The 16,930-nt window shown below is 48.7% G+C and carries 14 protein-coding genes; 9 read left to right on the top strand and 5 right to left on the bottom strand.

What is annotated here, in order from left to right; genetic code table 11:
* Positions 1-126: 126 nt before the first annotated feature.
* The 5 genes from B9A32_RS19890 (at position 127) to B9A32_RS19910 (ending at position 5,372) form a co-directional block, all read left to right on the top strand.
* A complete protein-coding gene (locus tag B9A32_RS19890) occupies positions 127-1,602 on the top strand; it encodes a trimethylamine methyltransferase family protein (RefSeq protein WP_084071719.1) in 1,476 nt (491 codons plus the stop codon).
* 187 nt (positions 1,603-1,789) lie between these two features.
* Complete coding sequence (locus B9A32_RS19895) at positions 1,790-3,220, top strand: DNA-3-methyladenine glycosylase 2 family protein (RefSeq protein ID WP_170923929.1); 1,431 nt, start codon at positions 1,790-1,792, stop codon at positions 3,218-3,220.
* Positions 3,221-3,253: 33 nt separating this feature from the next.
* Positions 3,254-3,736: a methylated-DNA--[protein]-cysteine S-methyltransferase gene (locus tag B9A32_RS19900; protein WP_084071722.1), complete on the top strand. Its 483-nt coding sequence runs from the start codon at positions 3,254-3,256 to the stop codon at positions 3,734-3,736.
* A 97-nt stretch (positions 3,737-3,833) separates the two neighbouring features.
* Positions 3,834-4,178 (top strand): antibiotic biosynthesis monooxygenase family protein, encoded by a 345-nt coding sequence (locus tag B9A32_RS19905; RefSeq protein WP_084071725.1) that lies wholly within the window; start codon positions 3,834-3,836, stop codon positions 4,176-4,178.
* A 96-nt stretch (positions 4,179-4,274) separates the two neighbouring features.
* Positions 4,275-5,372, top strand: a complete 1,098-nt coding sequence (locus B9A32_RS19910; protein ID WP_332308540.1) for a hemolysin family protein — start codon at positions 4,275-4,277, stop codon at positions 5,370-5,372.
* 126 nt (positions 5,373-5,498) lie between these two features.
* On the opposite strand, the gene B9A32_RS19915 is transcribed toward B9A32_RS19910, so the two are convergent.
* Positions 5,499-5,852, bottom strand: coding sequence for a zinc ribbon domain-containing protein YjdM (locus tag B9A32_RS19915; protein WP_084071729.1), 354 nt, complete (start codon positions 5,850-5,852; stop codon positions 5,499-5,501).
* A 311-nt stretch (positions 5,853-6,163) separates the two neighbouring features.
* On the opposite strand from B9A32_RS19915, the gene B9A32_RS19920 reads away from it, so the two are divergent.
* Together B9A32_RS19920 and B9A32_RS19925 are read left to right on the top strand one after the other, a co-directional pair.
* Positions 6,164-7,297, top strand: a complete 1,134-nt coding sequence (locus tag B9A32_RS19920) for an NAD(P)/FAD-dependent oxidoreductase (RefSeq protein WP_084071731.1) — start codon at positions 6,164-6,166, stop codon at positions 7,295-7,297.
* A 125-nt stretch (positions 7,298-7,422) separates the two neighbouring features.
* Positions 7,423-8,121: a DUF1722 domain-containing protein gene (locus B9A32_RS19925; RefSeq protein ID WP_084071733.1), complete on the top strand. Its 699-nt coding sequence runs from the start codon at positions 7,423-7,425 to the stop codon at positions 8,119-8,121.
* A gap of 110 nt (positions 8,122-8,231) precedes the next feature.
* Here B9A32_RS19925 and B9A32_RS19930 read toward each other — a convergent pair whose 3' ends face one another.
* From B9A32_RS19930 to B9A32_RS19940, 3 genes are all read right to left on the bottom strand, one after another.
* A complete protein-coding gene (locus tag B9A32_RS19930) occupies positions 8,232-9,377 on the bottom strand; it encodes an aminotransferase class V-fold PLP-dependent enzyme (protein WP_212638034.1) in 1,146 nt (381 codons plus the stop codon).
* Between the two features lie 228 nt (positions 9,378-9,605).
* A complete protein-coding gene (locus B9A32_RS19935) occupies positions 9,606-9,968 on the bottom strand; it encodes a TusE/DsrC/DsvC family sulfur relay protein (protein WP_084071738.1) in 363 nt (120 codons plus the stop codon).
* The gene (locus tag B9A32_RS19940) at positions 9,969-12,635 is read right to left on the bottom strand and encodes a molybdopterin-dependent oxidoreductase (protein ID WP_084071741.1); all 2,667 of its coding nucleotides are present in this window, start codon (positions 12,633-12,635) and stop codon (positions 9,969-9,971) included. It abuts the gene before it with no gap.
* Between the two features lie 552 nt (positions 12,636-13,187).
* Here B9A32_RS19940 and B9A32_RS19945 point away from each other — a divergent pair.
* A complete protein-coding gene (locus B9A32_RS19945) occupies positions 13,188-13,688 on the top strand; it encodes a GNAT family N-acetyltransferase (protein ID WP_084071744.1) in 501 nt (166 codons plus the stop codon).
* A 183-nt stretch (positions 13,689-13,871) separates the two neighbouring features.
* Positions 13,872-15,278 carry an MFS transporter gene (locus B9A32_RS19950; RefSeq protein ID WP_084071747.1) on the top strand — a complete coding sequence of 469 codons (1,407 nt, stop codon included), beginning with the start codon at positions 13,872-13,874 and terminating at the stop codon, positions 15,276-15,278.
* 228 nt (positions 15,279-15,506) lie between these two features.
* Here the strand turns inward: B9A32_RS19950 and B9A32_RS19955 are convergent, their stop codons facing one another.
* Positions 15,507-16,787 carry an SPL family radical SAM protein gene (locus B9A32_RS19955; protein ID WP_084071750.1) on the bottom strand — a complete coding sequence of 427 codons (1,281 nt, stop codon included), beginning with the start codon at positions 16,785-16,787 and terminating at the stop codon, positions 15,507-15,509.
* Positions 16,788-16,930 lie beyond the last annotated feature (143 nt).

Here is a 16,930-nt window from a genome sequence, read left to right on the forward strand (position 1 = left end):
ACGAAGGTGTTATAAATCGAATTCTCTGGCCATAGAATTGGGACTTGGGGGAGAGGTGCGTTCATGGCTTCCAGAAAAACTTAGGACTCACGAGAAATTTAAATTTTAAAATAAAAGGAACTTGTCATGAGTGTTGTAACTGAATCCTCTCCCAGTCTTCGCCCAACCATGAAAGTATTAACCCAAGCGCAATTGGAACGTCTTCATCAGGCTGCTTTGACCATTCTGGAAAACACCGGGCTTTCCATAAAACTGCCCGAAGCCGTGACCATGTTGAAGGATGCCGGTGCCAAGGTAGAAGGTGAAGACCGAGTTTACATTCCCAGAAACATTGTGGAAAAGGCCATTAAAGAGATCCCCAAGGAAGTGAATCTCTACAATCGCAACGGAGAGCATGCCATGGCCCTGAGGGGAACCAACTGCTATTACGGCCCCGGACCCACTATCCAGAACACCTATGATCCCTACACCGGAGAGCGCCGTCCCACGGACACCGAAGACATCGAAAACATGGCCCGGCTCTGTGATTATCTGCCCAATGTGGATTATGTCATGACCATGGGCCTGAGCGGCGGGGCCGATCCCCGATCCAAGGGGCTGAACCCAGAAATCACAGACCGGCTGGATTTTGCCGCCATGGTAAAAAACACCTGTAAACCGTTGATTTATTCTGCCTGGAGCCGGGAGGGCCTGGAAGACATCTATGAGATGGCCGTTGCCATAAAGGGCAGTGAGGAAAAACTGGAAAAAGAACCCTTCATGATCCTCTACACCCAACCCATTGCCCCTCTGGTCATCGATACCGAACCCCTTCGCCAACTGCTATTCTGCGCTGAAAAACATATTCCCTTTGTGTTTAGTTCGGCTCCCATGATGGGTGCCACCTCTCCCAACACCATTGCCAGTTGCATGGCCCAGTCCATTGCCGAGTTCATGGGCGGTCTGGTTCTGGCCCAGCTCAAACGCCCCGGTGCGCCTTCCATCATGGGTGTAGGATACGGCCCCATGGATTTTAAAATAGGCACCTCCCCCTACAACGGGCCCGAGTATTATCTGTGCAAGGCTTTAAACAAGGAGGTCGCCAGCTTTTACGGGCTTCCTGACTGGAATTACGGGGGCCTCACCGACGCCAAGATCCTGGATGCCCAGGCTGCATCGGAAGCTGCCCTGTCCCTGTTCAACGCCACGCTTACGGGTTCCAACCTCATCCATGATCTTGGATACATGGAGATGGGCATGACCTCCTGCCTGGAACTGGTGGTGCTTTCCGATGAGATCATTGGCTCCTTTGCCACCTATTTCAACGGGGTAACCATTGATGACGATACCCTGGCCCTGGATCTCATCCACCAGGTGGGTCCTGGAGGAAACTTTCTGGGGGAGATGCACACGGTGAAAAACTTGAAAAATATCTGGCAGCCCACCATCTTTGACCGGGGCAATTATGACCAGTTTGAGTCCAAGGGCAAGGTCACCCTGGATACCAAGCTTACGGAAAAGGTAAAATGGATACTGGAAAACCATACCCCGGAACCCCTGGATAAGGAGCTGTTAAAGATCATGGATTCCATCATCGCAAGATCCCAAGAAATTTATAAGTAGGCGTGGGGTCCTCCTCTCCTTGGAATAAATTTACCAAATCAGCTAAATTAAAGTCCATTCCGAAAACCGCCAGTATTTTAAATTTTTCAATGGTAAATTCCAATCCATGGAGCGCTGGGCCCGGAAAAATATAAAACCGGGTGACAAACCTCCCGAAATGAAGATAAATATAGTTCAGGGGGGCCGGATGAAGGAAATTTATAAAACCGCCAGGATCAACAAGGATAAAAATTTTGACGGAAAATTCTTTTTCGGGGTAAAAACCACGGGAATTTTCTGCCGACCCTCCTGCCCGGCCCCGGTGGCCAAGGAAGAAAATGTGGTCTATTTCAAAGACATATTCGAAGCCCTGGACCAATTCTACCGGCCCTGCCTGCGGTGCCGGCCGGATATTAATTTGGATTACTACAACGGCAATGCATCGGGTACCCTTACGGTTCAGACGGCCTTAAAGATGATCTACGACGGTTACCTCAATTTCCATTCCGTTGCCGACCTGGCCGGGGAGTTGAAGGTTTCGGACCGCCATCTGAGAAAATTGTTCGTTGAAAATTTAGGCGTGCCTCCGGTGAAAATCGCAAAATACCACAGGGCCGTGTTTGCCAAAAAACTGCTCATGTTTTCCCGGCAGTCCGTGACGGATATCGCCTTTGCCTCGGGCTTTGGCTCCATCCGGCAGTTCAACCAGGTATTCAAAGAAATTTTCGGCATTGCCCCTTCAACGGTAAAAAAGGAAAATATAGAAGAAGGCAGCGCCGACACCACCCTTTTGGTATCCTATAACAGGCCCTTTAATTTTTCCCAGGTCATTGAATTCATGAAAATCCGGGCCATCAAAGGGGTGGAGGTGATCGACGACACCAGCTATGCCCGGACCTTCAGGACCCGGCGGTCCAAGGGTTACTTCATTGTCAGGGACAATCCCGGTAAATCCGCCCTGGAACTGAGTATTCTCTGCGACAATATCCAATGTTATATGGAAATTTATAACCGGGTCCGGCGGATGTTTGACCTGAATACGGATTTCACCCGAATCAATGATAAATTCAAATCAGATCCCCATCTCTCCAAAGGGATGAAAGCGGGCCATGTCCCCAGACTGCCCATTGCCTTTGATTCCTTTGAATTCTGCGTTCGGGCGGTGCTGGGCCAGCAGATATCGGTGCAGGCCGCCTCCACCCTTGCGTCACGGATTGCAAAAAAAGCCGCCTTAAAAACAGAAAAAGGATTTCCCCAGGGCCTGGATTATTTTTTTCCGGGACCCGGGGAAATGACAAAAACCGGCCTTGAAGGCATCGGCATCACCGGGGCCCGCCAGGCCACCATTGCCAATATCGCCCAGGGGATCATGGACAAGACTTTTTCCCTGAATCCCAATCAGCCCTTTGAGGATTTCCAAAAGGAATTTTCCGCCCTCAGGGGCATCGGGGAGTGGACGGTGAATTATGTGGCCATGCGGGGGCTGGGCATGGTGGACAGTTTTCCGGCAACGGATCTGGGCATTATCAAGGCCCTGGAAAAAAACGGAAAGCGCCCCGGGAAAAAAGAGATACTGAAACGGGCTGAAAAATGGCGACCATACCGGACATATGCAGCCCTCTGCCTCTGGAACCAATAGTGTTGGACAGACACCGAATCAAGGATAACTATAATGTATTATACAAAATTTAACACCCGGTTTTGCGAGATTATCCTGGCCGGGGATGAAAAGGGGCTGGCCCATCTTCACCTCAACACCGGGGAGGGCAGCCGGAAATTTGAAATCCAGGAAGATTGGGAATTAAATCAAGCATTTTTTGAAAATATCAAAACCCAGATCCTTGAATTCCTGGATGGCAGCAGGGAGACATTTGATGTGCGCATCAATCCGGCAGGCACGGAATTTCAAAAAAAAGTCTGGAAGCAATTACGCAAAATTCCCTTTGGCCGACTTGTCAGCTATGGGGAAATTGCAAAACAACTGGGCAATTCCAAGGCTTCCAGGGCCGTGGGAGCGGCCAACGGAAAAAATCCCATTCCCCTCATCATACCCTGCCACCGGGTGGTGGGGACCAACGGCAAACTCACCGGGTTTGCCCACGGCCTGGCCATCAAGGAAAAACTCATTGGATTGGAAAAAGGGCCGGCTGATTAACCACAAATTTATTGCTCCTGGAACATCGACCCGGACATTGTCGTGCCCGGCCTGACCGGCACCCTGTCTATAATTATTTCATATTATGAGGAGACCCATGTACGCAGTTATATTTGAAGTTAAACCCAGCCAAGCTGGAAAGGCAGCATATCTGGAATTCGCAACCGATCTACGCAAATTTCTGGGAAACCGTCCCGGATTCATCTCCATTGAACGTTTTCAGAGCCTGATGGAAGAAAACAAGCTCCTCAGCCTCTCCTTCTGGGAAGACGAGGCATCCATAGAAGCCTGGCGCAATGTCATGGACCACCGCAACGCCCAGAAAAGCGGAAAAGACGCCTTGTTCGAATCCTACCGCATCCGGGTGACCCGGGTGCTCAGGGACTATACCGATACAGACCGTGACAATGCCCCCGCAGATTCAAACGCCGCCCTCCTTTAGACGTCTGCCCTGCAACACAGTATTAAACGCTTACCCTCCCTATATAATGTGGAGACTTTTTGCTCGTAATCAGGTATAAAAAAGCCTGAAAGGAGCATGGAAAATATGAACGCTGATGTTTTACTATTAATAATTTATGTGCTGCTGGCATTGATTTTTTCATTTCTCTGTTCAGTGGCGGAATCGGTACTTTTAAGCATTACACCTTCATACATTGAAGGACAAAAAGAAAGGCGGCCCAAGCATGCAGCGCTTTTAAAACGACTGCGACAAGATAATGTGGACCGATCACTTGCAGCTATTTTGACACTGAACACCATTGCCCATACGGTTGGTGCCATCGGTGCCGGGGCCAAATCAACCATCGTATTTGGAAGCGCATGGTTTGGCTTGTTTTCAGCGGTCATGACCCTTTTAATCCTTTTTCTTTCCGAAATCGTGCCTAAAACCTTAGGCACCGTCTACTGGTCAATACTTGTAGGCCCAATTTCGTATTTTGTAAACATTCTGATTGTTGTCCTTTATCCAATTGTGTGGATTTCGGAAAGATTGACAAGATTTATTTCACACGGAAAAGAAGTTCATATTTTCAGTAGAGACGAATTCATCGCCATGGCCCAGATAGGTGTAGAAACGGGGCATATTCGAGCTAAGGAATCAAGACTTATCCGAAACATATTCCAATTTGAGTCGCTGAAAGTGGACGATATCATGACACCACGGACTGTAATTTTCGCATTACCCGAGGACATGAAGATTAACGATTCTCTGGAACAAATTACCCAAACCTCTTTTTCTCGTCTCCCCCTCTACACAACGCGTATCGATGAAATAACCGGTTTTGTTCTTAAAGATGATGTTCTGACCAATGCCGCACAAAAACAAGGCAATGTTAAACTCAATTCATTGAAACGTGAAATACTTGCTGTTCCGGATTCGATATCGTTGACAGCATTGTTTGAGCGTTTTCTTAAGGATCGCCAGCACCTTGCTATAGTCGTCAATGAGCATGGTGGAACGGATGGATTGGTGACATTGGAGGATTTAATCGAAACGCTTATGGGTATGGAAATTATGGATGAAACAGACGATGTTGAAGACATGCGCACTTTAGCACGGAAACAATGGAAAGAACGCGCCAAGGCAATGGGACTTGATATCGATCAATTTGACCCGAAAGAGACTCCTCTTTAGAACGTTTTGCGGTTGATGATTATTCTTTTATCAATGTCGGCAAGGGTGGAACCGGACACACCATAGGTCAATCGGGCTTACAAGCTATTTTTCACCCCTTGAGTCTTTAGCTCAAGGGGTATTGACTTACGACTTTTTAACAACAGAACATTTAAGGTACATGGCACCGAAACCTGGAATCTTACAGGAAATATCGTGGCCTTTTACAGGGTCATCAAGAAGCTTAATGTTTTTGACCTTTGTACCCAATTTCATCGTGTCCTTCCCGGCCTTAAGATCTTTAATGGTGGTGACGGTATCCCCATCCTGCAAAGGGGTACCATTGGCATCGAGGAATTGTGACGCATCTTCCGAGGATGCATCAGAACTCTGATCCGGTGACCACTCGTGGGCACATTCCGGGCATATCCACAAAAACCCATCGGGATAGGCATAGGGCGAATTACATTTGGGGCACATATTTTTTTCTTCAGCTGACATAGCAAAACTCCTGGTTTATTGTCTAAATTGCTTTTATTTTTTCCATGCAGTGAAACACTTATCACAATGAAAGTTGTATCTCTAAGTGAAAGGCAAGCAGTCAAAGGGACAGGCACTTATTTTTTGCTTAACAAAGCATCAAATTTTTTCAACATTGGAAGATTTTACCCTCCCTCTGCTATAACCACGACACATTGCGTGTGTATATCAGGGGGAGTGGATTTAAGTCAAGGCCGGAGTCAACACCTCTTGAAGTAAAAAACCTGTTTAGTTTCTTGCCGTTTTTTTATAAATCTGGTAACAAAAAACAAATGCATGACGTCACTATCATAGGAGCCGGACCGGCAGGGACAGCAGCAGGATATGTTCTGCGTGAAGCGGGCTTTTCTGTTTTAATCCTGGATAAATACAAATTTCCCAGAAAAAAAGCATGTGCCGGTGGCATCACCCCCAAAGCCATGGCTCTGTTTCCATATGATATCTCTTTTTTGATTCATCGGACATGCCACAGGGTACGCATTCGCAGGCCCGGGGGAAAGACCTTTATCATACGGGAAAAAAAGCCCCTCTGTTACATGACCCGACGTCAGGATCTGGATCAATTTACCTTAAATATGTTTATGAAAAAAGGGGGCCGCTTTCAGGTCTCCCGAAAAATCATTTCCATTCTTGAAAAGCCTGGACATATAGACCTTTGTTTCATGGATCACAAACATGAAAAACAAAGCATTCAATCCAGATATCTGATCGGTGCAGACGGTGCAAATTCCATTGTCCGGCAGCTCACCCATAGTGCATTCGGGATTATGAAGTATCCGGCCCTTGAGGCTGACATTCCCATGGATCAACCATGGAAATATCCCATGGAATTTGATTTTTCCATGGGCATCAAAGGCTATTATTGGATTTTTCCCAAAAAAAACCATCTTAATATCGGCATTTATTCCATTGCCGGGCACCGGGGATTGACCCGGAAAGCACTTGCCCGGTATGCCAGAATGCGATTTGGCCGCACTGATATGGAAAACATAAAAGGCTATCCCATTGGTGTGGGCGGATTTTCTGAATCCCCTGCCCCGGGCAGGATACTTCTGGCCGGGGATGCCGCAGGTATGGCCGAAGGTCTCCTGGGTGAAGGCATATACTTTGCCCTGAAAAGCGGGCAATCAGCTGCCAAGGCCATTATAAACGCCATGGCATCAGGCAAAGACGCAGGGGATCTTTATGGCAGATCTGTCCGCTTCATCCGCCTGGAGCTGGCCCTGCATCATCATGGGGCAAAGGGACTTTACCGCTTCCCGGCCCTTTTCCTTGCCCTTGCAAGACACCCTTTTTGCCACAAGCCTTTTTCCCGGGGATACGCCTCGGGTATCCCCCTCAGTCAGAATTTTTTTCTGAACCGGTGGTGTATATGGAAAAATTGTCCACGGGTTAACGGTGCCTGATTCCGTTTTCAATACCTGCTTCATATGAAATACTCCGCAAATAAGAGACATATTTCAGGCTTTGTTGCGGGCAGAGCCGGATCGGAACCCGCTCTTCCCATGGCAGTTATAACCAAAGGAATCACATGAGAATATGGGATATCAGTCCAGGTTATTTGAACCGCCAGAGTTTACTTGGCGAACACCGTGAACTGCACGGAATTGTATCGATCATCATCAACAAAAAAAAAGGCTATGCCAAACACCCTGAAACCATTCGCTGGGTGGGGTATGGCTGGGCCCTTCGCATGCGTCACAAACAGCTGGCCCGGGAAATGGCATTAAGGGGCTACAGAGACAGATCCCCGGTAAAGACCCGCTCCAACAAAGGGCAATGGCCAGCCACCTATATTGATTCCCCACACCGGCAGTTCAGCCTGCTCAAGGAAAAATACAAAGACAGAGAACAGGGACGAATACCGTTGCCCCAAAATGCCCAGCAACTTTGGAGCCATCACAAATACTCTGTTCTTGCACGAAATCCGGAACTCTACAAAAAAACAGGGCAGGAGGTCTCCCGGACAGCCGTGACGTTGAGCAGTTTGTCCAGACTCTTAGCAGAAACCCTCAGAAAGGAGCCGACACAAGGCGGAATTCGAAATGCGGTTCAGCACATGTGGGGTTATGTGTCCAAATATTCCGGGGAAAAACAAACAAATATAAGCAACTGGTCGTTACAAAGGGTGTTGTCAGAGACACAAAAAAGGGCCATGGCAAACAATTGCACCTATTTAATCCACTCAACAGCTTTAAGTGAGCTCATGGTATGGCTTTCTGACGCATAATGACTCGTTCCAGATAACCACACGGGCGGACCGCATTCTGATCCGGTTCCAGCCACAACTAATATTCCCCATTGCCCCCCCGACGGGCAGGCAATGGGGAATATTTTTTATTATTGTGCGATCTGCTCCATGGCCCTGATGGCATGATCAATGTCTGCACCAGTATTAAAAATCCCCAGACTGAATCGTACGGCTCCCCGCTTATGGGTTCCCAGGGTTTTATGAACCAGGGGAGCGCAATGAAGCCCCACCCGCACGGCAATGTCAAAATCACCATCCAGAATGGCACCCAGGTCCGCAGAATTCAAGTTGTCCAGGTTGGCAGAAAGCACTGCCAAATGACCATGTGTGGAGATCTTGGGACTGCCATACAACTCAACACCCTTGATGGCAAAAAGCCCCCGGTATAACTCTTTTATCAGCTCCATCTCCTGTTTATACAAGGTGGAAATTCCCTTTTCAGACAGATAATCCATGGCCAGAGAAAGCCCCATAATACCCATGAGGTTATGGGTGCCGGCTTCCAGCCGATGGGGAAATTCCCGGGTATGAACCAGACTGCTGGAAACAATACCGGTACCCCCAAACCGACTGGGCTCTATCTCAAGATCGGGATGAAGCACCAGCCCCCCAATGCCCGGAGGCCCGTAAAGGGATTTATGCCCAGTGAAAACCAGGACCGAAGCGTTAAGCTCCTCCATGTTCACAGGAATCTGACCCGCTGATTGCGAAGCATCCACCAGTAAATCAATGCCCCTGGCCCTGCACACGGCTCCCACCTTTTTAACCGGTTGAATGGTGCCAAGCACATTGGAGGCATGGGTCATCACCACCAGTTTTGTGTCCGACTGCATGGCATTTTTAATATCTTGGGGAGAAACAAAGCCTTCTTGATTAAAGGGAACAATGGTGCAGGTTATCACATTGTTTTGTTGCAGATGATAAAGGGGACGAAGAACAGAGTTGTGCTCCAGACGGGTGGTGATGACATGATCCCCGGGTTTTAAGATGCCCAGCAGGGCCGTGTTCAGCGCATCTGTTGCATTGGCCGTGAATATCACCCGGTTGGCATCAGGAGCACCAAAAAAACGGGCAAGTTTTGTGCGGGTTCCATGAATAAAGTCCGATGCCTCCAGGGCCGCATCATAGCTGCCTCTGCCCGGGGATACCCCCATGGCGGCAAAGCGTTCCACCATTTGATCAAGCACCTGCCTTGGTTTTGGCCATGTGGTGGCGGCGTTGTCAAGGTATATCAAAAAAAGCCTCCATTGATTAAACAGTGAAGCAAAAATATGCGGGGTTGATCATAAGCTGGGCCACCATACGTGAGATAAAATTTTATTGGCCGCAACATGCCGTAATTAAAGCATTAATTTTCAATTCCTAAATTTTCATTACAACATGGCCCACGTTATGACCAAGCCCAAATATGCTCTGCCCGTGGCAGTTATTGAACTTTAAAAACATAGCCTTCACAGGAATGATTACATGCACGCCTTGGGATTTGGCAATCCCGCCAGACGTCGTGCCCCCATGCGAATCCCCCGGGGAAAGAGTTTTTCCAGGGCCATGAGGGTCATGCCCGTTCCCTGTTTTAAATCTTTATTCATGGGAGCCCTGCCATGGTAAAAATAAAATTCCCGCATGAACTGAAGCACCTTCCACTGGGCATCATCAAGGCTTTCAAGTCCCATCTCCCGGGCAAGGGCAAGGGCAATGGTTTCATCCCAGTCCTGGGGGTCCCACAAAAAATCTTCCCAGTCAAAATAGAGATCGCGACCGGCAATGCTACGAAGCTGCCGGTCCCGTCCCTGGTCAGCAGAAGGCTTAAACTCTTTATCCGTCATTTAGGCCTTGTCTGCTGATTTTAACGCAGCCAGCACCTTTTCCGGTGTGGCAGGCAAATCCGTTATCAAAACCCCGCAGGCATCTTTAATGGCATTGATCACCGCAGGTGCCGTTGATACCATGGCCATCTCTCCCACACCCGTGGCCCCCAATGTTCCCCGGGTTCTGGGGGTTTCCCGGATCACAGTCTCCATGTCAAAGGCGGTTTTCATGGTGGGGAACTTAAAAGTCCGCCAGTCTTTGGTCTCTCCGGCGATGAATTCCTCACGCAGGGCATAGCCCACCCCCATGTCCATGCCCCCCTCCAGCTGTCCTGTCAGGTTATTGGGATTAATAACGGTGCCAGCATCCACAGCTGTGGTCATTTTAACCACCCGGACGTCTCCGGTTTCCGTGTTCACTTCCACTTCAGCCAGTTGCACGGCATGGACATCGGATTCCGAAGAGGGGCCCTGGCCGGTTTCAGGATCAAGGGGAGCGGTTTCAACGGTGGCACGGTTGCCCACATAGCGTGTGGGAACATCAGCGGCTTTAAACGCCTCAAATGTTTTAGAACCCACCTCATCCATGGCTTTTTTCAACTGTTCCAGGGCGGCCACAGTGGCGCCACCGATCATCAAGGTCACCCGGCTGCCCGAGGCTGGACCTGCAGCTGCGGTCTTTGCCGTGGTGCGGGTAACGGCCCGGACTTTATCCAGGGGCAGTTCCAATACTTGGGCTGCCAGCTGGGTGAGCATGGAATCATTTCCCTCCCCGGGATCTGCCGCTGCAGCATATACGGTGACCCCGTCATCCGCTTCCAGTTCCACAGCAGAAATTGATTTATCTCCGGGAAAGCCGATACCAAAGGCTGCGGCCCCCAGTCCCACACCCCGTTTCACGGTGGTTTTATTGTCATGGGATGCGGCATCTGCCACGGCCCGGTCATAATTGGGTTTAATGGCATCGCACAACTCAGGAAAAGGCCATTGATCCACAGGGTGCCCTGTGGCTTTGGTTAACCCCGGCTCCAGGGAATTTAATTTTCTGAACGCCAGGGGATCCATGTCAAGTTTCTTTGCCAGAAGATCCATGGCGCATTCCAGTGCATAATGGGCCTGTGGCGGCCCTGCGCCCCTGGCTGCACTTCCCCAGGGATTGTTACTGTAAATCAACTTTGAAGAGACGTTGATGTTGGGGATATAATAGGAGCTTGAAAGCATGTGAAGTGCCCGGTTAATGATAACATTGCCAATGGAATTATAAGCCCCGTTGTCCACGGTAATATCCATTTCAAGGGCCGTGAGCTTGCCCTTGGCATCGGCTCCCATCTTAATCTTCATATCAAAGGGATGGCGTTTTGAAGTGATGAGCATGGATTCTGCAATGCTTGGGGTGTAACGCACCGGCTGATTGAACTTTAAGGCAGCTGCAGCGGCAATACCTTCGGTGAATATCTCAAGCTTGATGCCGAACTGTCCACCGGAAAAGGGCTCTTCATAGCGAATGTTCTCAAAGCCCAGGGCTTCCTGGAGCATGGACATGTGAAGATGAATATTAATTCCCCGGCCCATGACCACAAGGGTTGCATCTTCGCCCTTGCCTTCCATATAGGCCACACTGTTTTCCGGTTCCATGGGGGCCTGGTGATTGAACTGGGTGGAAAAACATTCCTCCACAATTGATTCAGCATGGGCAAATCCCTTGGCGGCATCCCCTTTTATCATGGGCTGGGCAAAACAAAGATTGGGCCGATCAGGATGAATCTGTACGGCATCCGGTGCCAGGGCCGCATCTGTACTTCTTATTTCCGGTAAAAGTTCATATTCCACCTTTACGGCATCCACCGCAGCCAGGGCCTGGTCCCGGTTCTTTGCCACCACCACGGCAACGGCATCACCCAGGGTGCGCACCCGGTCTTCACAGATCACCGGCCTGTCCCCCACTATGTATTTCAGACGATTGGTGCCTTTGATGTCTGCGGCTGTGAGGCTGCCCACAAATCCAGGCATTTTTTCAGCTTCGGTGAAATCAATATTTTTGATTTCAGCATGGAAATGGGGACTTCGCACCACAGCAATTTCAAGGGCGCCGGGCATGGCAATATCCGCTGCGAACCGTGCTGTACCGCAGGCCTTTAAAAGGGCCGACGGTCTCACATGGGATATCCCCATTTTAGCATCAGTGGGTTTGGGCCGGATCTCATCTGGTGTGAGCTCTTTTCTAAGAAACCGGGCTGCCAGTTGAACCGCTTCAATGATTTTTGCATAACCTGTGCAGCGACAGATATTCCTGCGAAGGGCATATTTAATCTCATCCACTGTGGGGTTGAGGTTAACATCCAAAAGGGCCTTACTGGCCATGATCATGCCCGGGGTGCAAAAACCGCACTGGATGGCACCTGCCAGGGCAAAGGCTTCCTGGATCAGGTGGGGGTTGTCCGGCGTGCCAAGCCCTTCAACGGAGATCACCGTGGCACCTTCCAGCTTTTGAACCTTTGTAAGGCAGGATAATACCGCTTTTTTATTTACAATAACCGTGCAGGCTCCGCATTGCCCCTTTCGATCACAGGACTGTTTGGCCCCTGTCAATTGCAAATGCTCCCTCAACAGATCCAGCAGAACCATCTTGTCATCTGCCACCACCTGCTTTGCCTGTCCATTGATAGTTAAATTTATTTTTTTCAATCTTTTCCCCATGTGTTGGTAATTTAATTGGTTGAAATAAATTGGCAAGAATATGGCCATTTTTTGATAAATAGAGATGTGATTTGTATAACCATGGTTTGTTGTTGTCAATAATAATAACTATAAGGTGTGTTTATGCTTTTTCGAAGGCTAAAAACAACCTAAAAATGATTATAAATAACCATAATTGAGTTAATTTTCTTTATGGTGTCCCCAGACAACTCCCCCCCGGTTTTAAAACTGTGTGTTCGATCTAACCTTTGGCACCCCGGCCATCCCCCAGGACGGAGAGAATAAAACAGCTCTCAAAGTCAAAATAAAAACAACCTCTATTTCAATACCTTCGCCAAATTTAAAACCTGTTTAAAATCAGAGCCCAGAATACTATATCGTGTGCTTTTACACTCTCTATATGTCTATATATGCAATGCAATATTAGGTTAAAACAAAATTGGCGAAGGTATTATATTTAGATTGCACTTTTTTTATGATATGTGCTTCAAGGGTTTTTAAACTAAATTCCAAAAATTTTGGGAAGGAATACAAAACATTATGATAAAAACACAACATCCACAATTTAATCTTAAATTTGCACAGCCCCGGGACGCAGGCCTGGTGGTGGAGTACATGCAAAAACTGGGTATATATCAAAAAATGAGGGACAAAATCATTGCAGAAAAAGAGGAAATGGAAAAGATTTTGTCAGAAAAAAGGGGGGAAGCTGTTTTTGGGGAGTATGACGGCAAAACCGTTGCTTTTGCTTATTTTTATAATAATTCATCGGCTTTTATCGGTCAGAGGGGAATGTTCATAGACGGTTTTTACGTTGATGAAAAGATGCGATACAAGGGCCTTGGAAAAATAATGATGGCGTTTCTTTCCCATCTTGCCATCCAAAAAGGATGTAAACGCCTGGAATGGGGATGCCTGGACTGGAATGAACCCTCCATAAAATTTTATAAAAATCTGGGTGCCTACTGTGTTGATAACATGCGAATTTACCGCTTTGCACCGGACATTCTTAAAAAGGTGGCTGCCGAATTTCAGGGGTGAAATGCCTTAAAGGCTCTCCCATTTTCAGTCGCCGCCAATAGAAAACGCCCTTTCAATATTTTCATTTTTTTGGGAAAAAATGGTAAAGTTTTTGACACAGCCCTTAACAATAACCAGAAGCACCCTGACATCCATGATGCCGCCATTTTACCCTTACCCTTGCAAGCACCGCCGAGGCCCCCAATGATACCCCCGTCACCCAAAACCCCAAATGCGGACAGCTCCCCCGGGGCTGTTCTCTTTATTGTGACCACTGTTCAGTTTCTCACCCCTTTCATGTCTTCTTCTGTGGGCATTGCCCTGCCGGTGATCGGCCGTGAATTCAATGCCAGTGCCACGCAGCTGGGACTGATTCAAATGATGTATATCCTGGCCGTATCTGTCACCATGCTTCCGGCGGGCCGGTTTGCCGACATCCACGGCCGCAAACGAATTTTCATTGCCGGCACGGTGATAACCATCCTTACCACCCTGGCCATTCCCATTTCCACGGGAATTCGCACCTTTATTTTATTTCGAATTTTCCAGGGTATTGGCGGTGCCATGATCACCGCCACAAGCTTTGCCATTCTCACATCTGTATTTCCTGAATCAAAGCGGGGAAAGGCCATGGGAATCATTGTGGCCTTTGTCTATCTGGGGCTGGCAACAGGCCCCACCCTGGGGGGCATTATTGCCACCCACATGGGATGGCGCTGGATTTTTTATTTCATGGTGCCTTTTCAGATCACGGCCCTTGTTCTGACACTGACACGCCTTTGTGGAGAATGGGCCGATTCCAAGGGCGATGCCTTTGATTGGCAGGGCACCATTGTGTTTGCCCTGGCCCTGTCCATTCTCATCACCGGAATGACCCAGATCAACAAAATGCCCTGGGCATGGCCCATGATCATGGCGGGCCTCCTTGGTCTGGGACTCTTTTTTCAACTCCAGAAAAAAACCGAACATCCCCTCATTGATGTCCAGCTGCTCACCGGTAACCCCACCTTCACCCTTAGCAATGTGGCCACCCTGATCAACTATGCCGCATCCTTTGGGATCATCTTTCTGTTCTCTCTTTATCTACAGTATACAAAGGGCTTTTCTGCCCAGACTGCGGGTATTATCATGATGGTGCAACCGCTCACCCAGGCGCTGGTATCCCCCCTGGCCGGACGACTGGCCGATCGCTACCCCGCCACATGGATTGCCACACTGGGCATGGCCTCGTGTACCTTGGGACTTTTTATTGCATCGTTCCTTGTCAATACCACGCCTCTGTCATTGATTCTTACCATCCTTGTCCTCCTTGGCGTGGGGTTTGGCTTCTTTTCCACCCCCAACATGACCGCCATCATGTCAAGTGTACAGCCCCGATATTACGGCACCGCCTCCAGCCTGGTGGGCACCATGCGCACCCAGGGCATGCTGGTGAGCATGGCCATTGTCACGGTGATCATCAACCATTACCTTGGGGATCAGGCAGTGACCCCGGAAAACATGAACGATTTTATGAAAAGCATGCAGTTGTCATTATGGGTGTACACGGCCATGGGTGTGGTGGGGATTCTGTTCTCCATGGGAAGAGAGGTCGGAAGGATCAAACAATAATAACTCAACTTTCGGTGTTCGCATTTCGTGGTGGGGTCAGGCTTTCGTTATTGACATTATCGAGGCTTTTTTCGTTGGCAAAGGCCTTGGTCGATAACATCAATAACAAAAGCCTGACCCCGTCGGCACACTGAACCCATCGGTACATTTAAAAATGCCAGCTTTGAAATGAAGCCCGAAAGTTGAGTAATAAAGCATTGAAACATGTCAGAATCAATTTTCCCGATTTCAGCCCAGATTATTTCTCTTGTGAATGGCAGCGGTCTTTTCATGGTAAGTTTTCAGCATATCGGCTTCAAACAATTCATTTGAGGCATAGCTGCGATTAAAAACCACGGGCCATAAATTGATGTCTTCCATGCACATGTAAAAGAAAACCGACTCCTTCCAGGCTGTGGAAAATGCCTGGTAAAGCGTTGAAAAAAGAGTCTTTTTAATATCAAACGGGTAACTCAACTTCCCTGCGCACTCCTCCATGGGCATCTGCAGGATGGAGGTAAGCAGCATGCGCTCCCGGATTTTCTTCAACACCGGCTTGATAAAGGTGAGCGTACCTATGGAAACCATGACCACTTCTTCCGGTTCAAAATCCTGGAGCAGACGCGATACCACCTCCAGATAATCGCTTTCCCATCCTTCATACCAGACCATGGGATGAAAATGGAATCCCACGGGAATGCCAAGATCTGCAAGTTTCCGGGCGCTTTTCAGTCGTTTGTCAAGGGAGGCGGTCCCCCGCTCCTCGGCCTGGATCACCACCGGTGTATTCAGGGACCAGGTGAAAACCATATTGGCCGGGGGCCGATTTTCCAGGAAATAATCAATGCGGGCGCTCTTTGATTTCATCTCAAGGATCACATTGGGATGGGCCGTGGCAAACCGGCACAGGGAGTCCAGCAGCCCGAACCTGTTTCCCCACATCAAAGAATCCGAAGACTGTCCAGTGCCGATGTGGTATTTCTTATCCTTATCCAGTTCCAGGGTATCCAGATGGGAGACCAGATTCCGGATAAACCGGACCTGGTTGCCGTGGTAAAAGGATTGAATGGAGCAATAACTGCAATCAAATCCGCACTGCTGCACAGCATCCAGGGTGTTCAAGTTACAGCAGCGGGTCTTTTCCGAAGCCACGGGGCATTGTCCCATGATGGAGCCCTTAAGGGGAACTTCCACCATCTGCCCCTCGGGGAACTTATGCTCACCGGGCACAAAACCCGGGGCCGGGGGATATTTTTTTTCCCTGGCCTTCAGGGTTTCATAGCCGTCCCTGAATTGCTGGAAAACCGTTGTTGCTGCGTTTTTCCCCATGGTATCACCCAAAGCATCAGGTCGATAAAATTGTTCCAGCGTGCCCTCCTGCCAACAGGCCAGATCCACGCTGTATTCCGTGAGCAGACGCAATTGTTGAAAGGTAAAGGGATATTTCCGGGACAAGGAGTGGAGCCATTGCTGCTGCCCGGCAGAAAGCTGGTGGTAAAGCTTTATTTGAGAAAATTTATCCGATGTCATGGGTGCTCCTTGTATCATAAAGCGGGGATGAAGGATAGAGATTATCCAATAACTCAACTTTCGGGCTTCATTTCAAAGCCAGCATTTTTAAATGTACCGATGGGGTCAGTGTGCCGACGGGGTCAGGCTTTTGTTATTGATGT

Source organism: Desulfocicer vacuolatum DSM 3385 (genome assembly GCF_900176365.1).
GTDB lineage: Bacteria > Desulfobacterota > Desulfobacteria > Desulfobacterales > Desulfobacteraceae > Desulfocicer > Desulfocicer vacuolatum.

What these genes read in the sequence shown, in the direction of transcription:
- B9A32_RS19900 (WP_084071722.1), top strand. Translation starts at nt 3,254, where the DNA reads ATGTATTATACAAAATTTAACACCCGGTTTTGCGAGATTATCCTGGCC.
- B9A32_RS19910 (WP_332308540.1), top strand. Translation starts at nt 4,275, where the DNA reads ATGGAAAATATGAACGCTGATGTTTTACTATTAATAATTTATGTGCTG.
- B9A32_RS19895 (WP_170923929.1), top strand. Translation starts at nt 1,790, where the DNA reads ATGAAGGAAATTTATAAAACCGCCAGGATCAACAAGGATAAAAATTTT.
- B9A32_RS19890 (WP_084071719.1), top strand. Translation starts at nt 127, where the DNA reads ATGAGTGTTGTAACTGAATCCTCTCCCAGTCTTCGCCCAACCATGAAA.
- B9A32_RS19915 (WP_084071729.1), bottom strand. Translation starts at nt 5,852, where the DNA reads ATGTCAGCTGAAGAAAAAAATATGTGCCCCAAATGTAATTCGCCCTAT.
- B9A32_RS19925 (WP_084071733.1), top strand. Translation starts at nt 7,423, where the DNA reads ATGAGAATATGGGATATCAGTCCAGGTTATTTGAACCGCCAGAGTTTA.
- B9A32_RS19955 (WP_084071750.1), bottom strand. Translation starts at nt 16,787, where the DNA reads ATGACATCGGATAAATTTTCTCAAATAAAGCTTTACCACCAGCTTTCT.
- B9A32_RS19905 (WP_084071725.1), top strand. Translation starts at nt 3,834, where the DNA reads ATGTACGCAGTTATATTTGAAGTTAAACCCAGCCAAGCTGGAAAGGCA.
- B9A32_RS19920 (WP_084071731.1), top strand. Translation starts at nt 6,164, where the DNA reads ATGCATGACGTCACTATCATAGGAGCCGGACCGGCAGGGACAGCAGCA.
- B9A32_RS19950 (WP_084071747.1), top strand. Translation starts at nt 13,872, where the DNA reads ATGATACCCCCGTCACCCAAAACCCCAAATGCGGACAGCTCCCCCGGG.
- B9A32_RS19945 (WP_084071744.1), top strand. Translation starts at nt 13,188, where the DNA reads ATGATAAAAACACAACATCCACAATTTAATCTTAAATTTGCACAGCCC.
- B9A32_RS19935 (WP_084071738.1), bottom strand. Translation starts at nt 9,968, where the DNA reads ATGACGGATAAAGAGTTTAAGCCTTCTGCTGACCAGGGACGGGACCGG.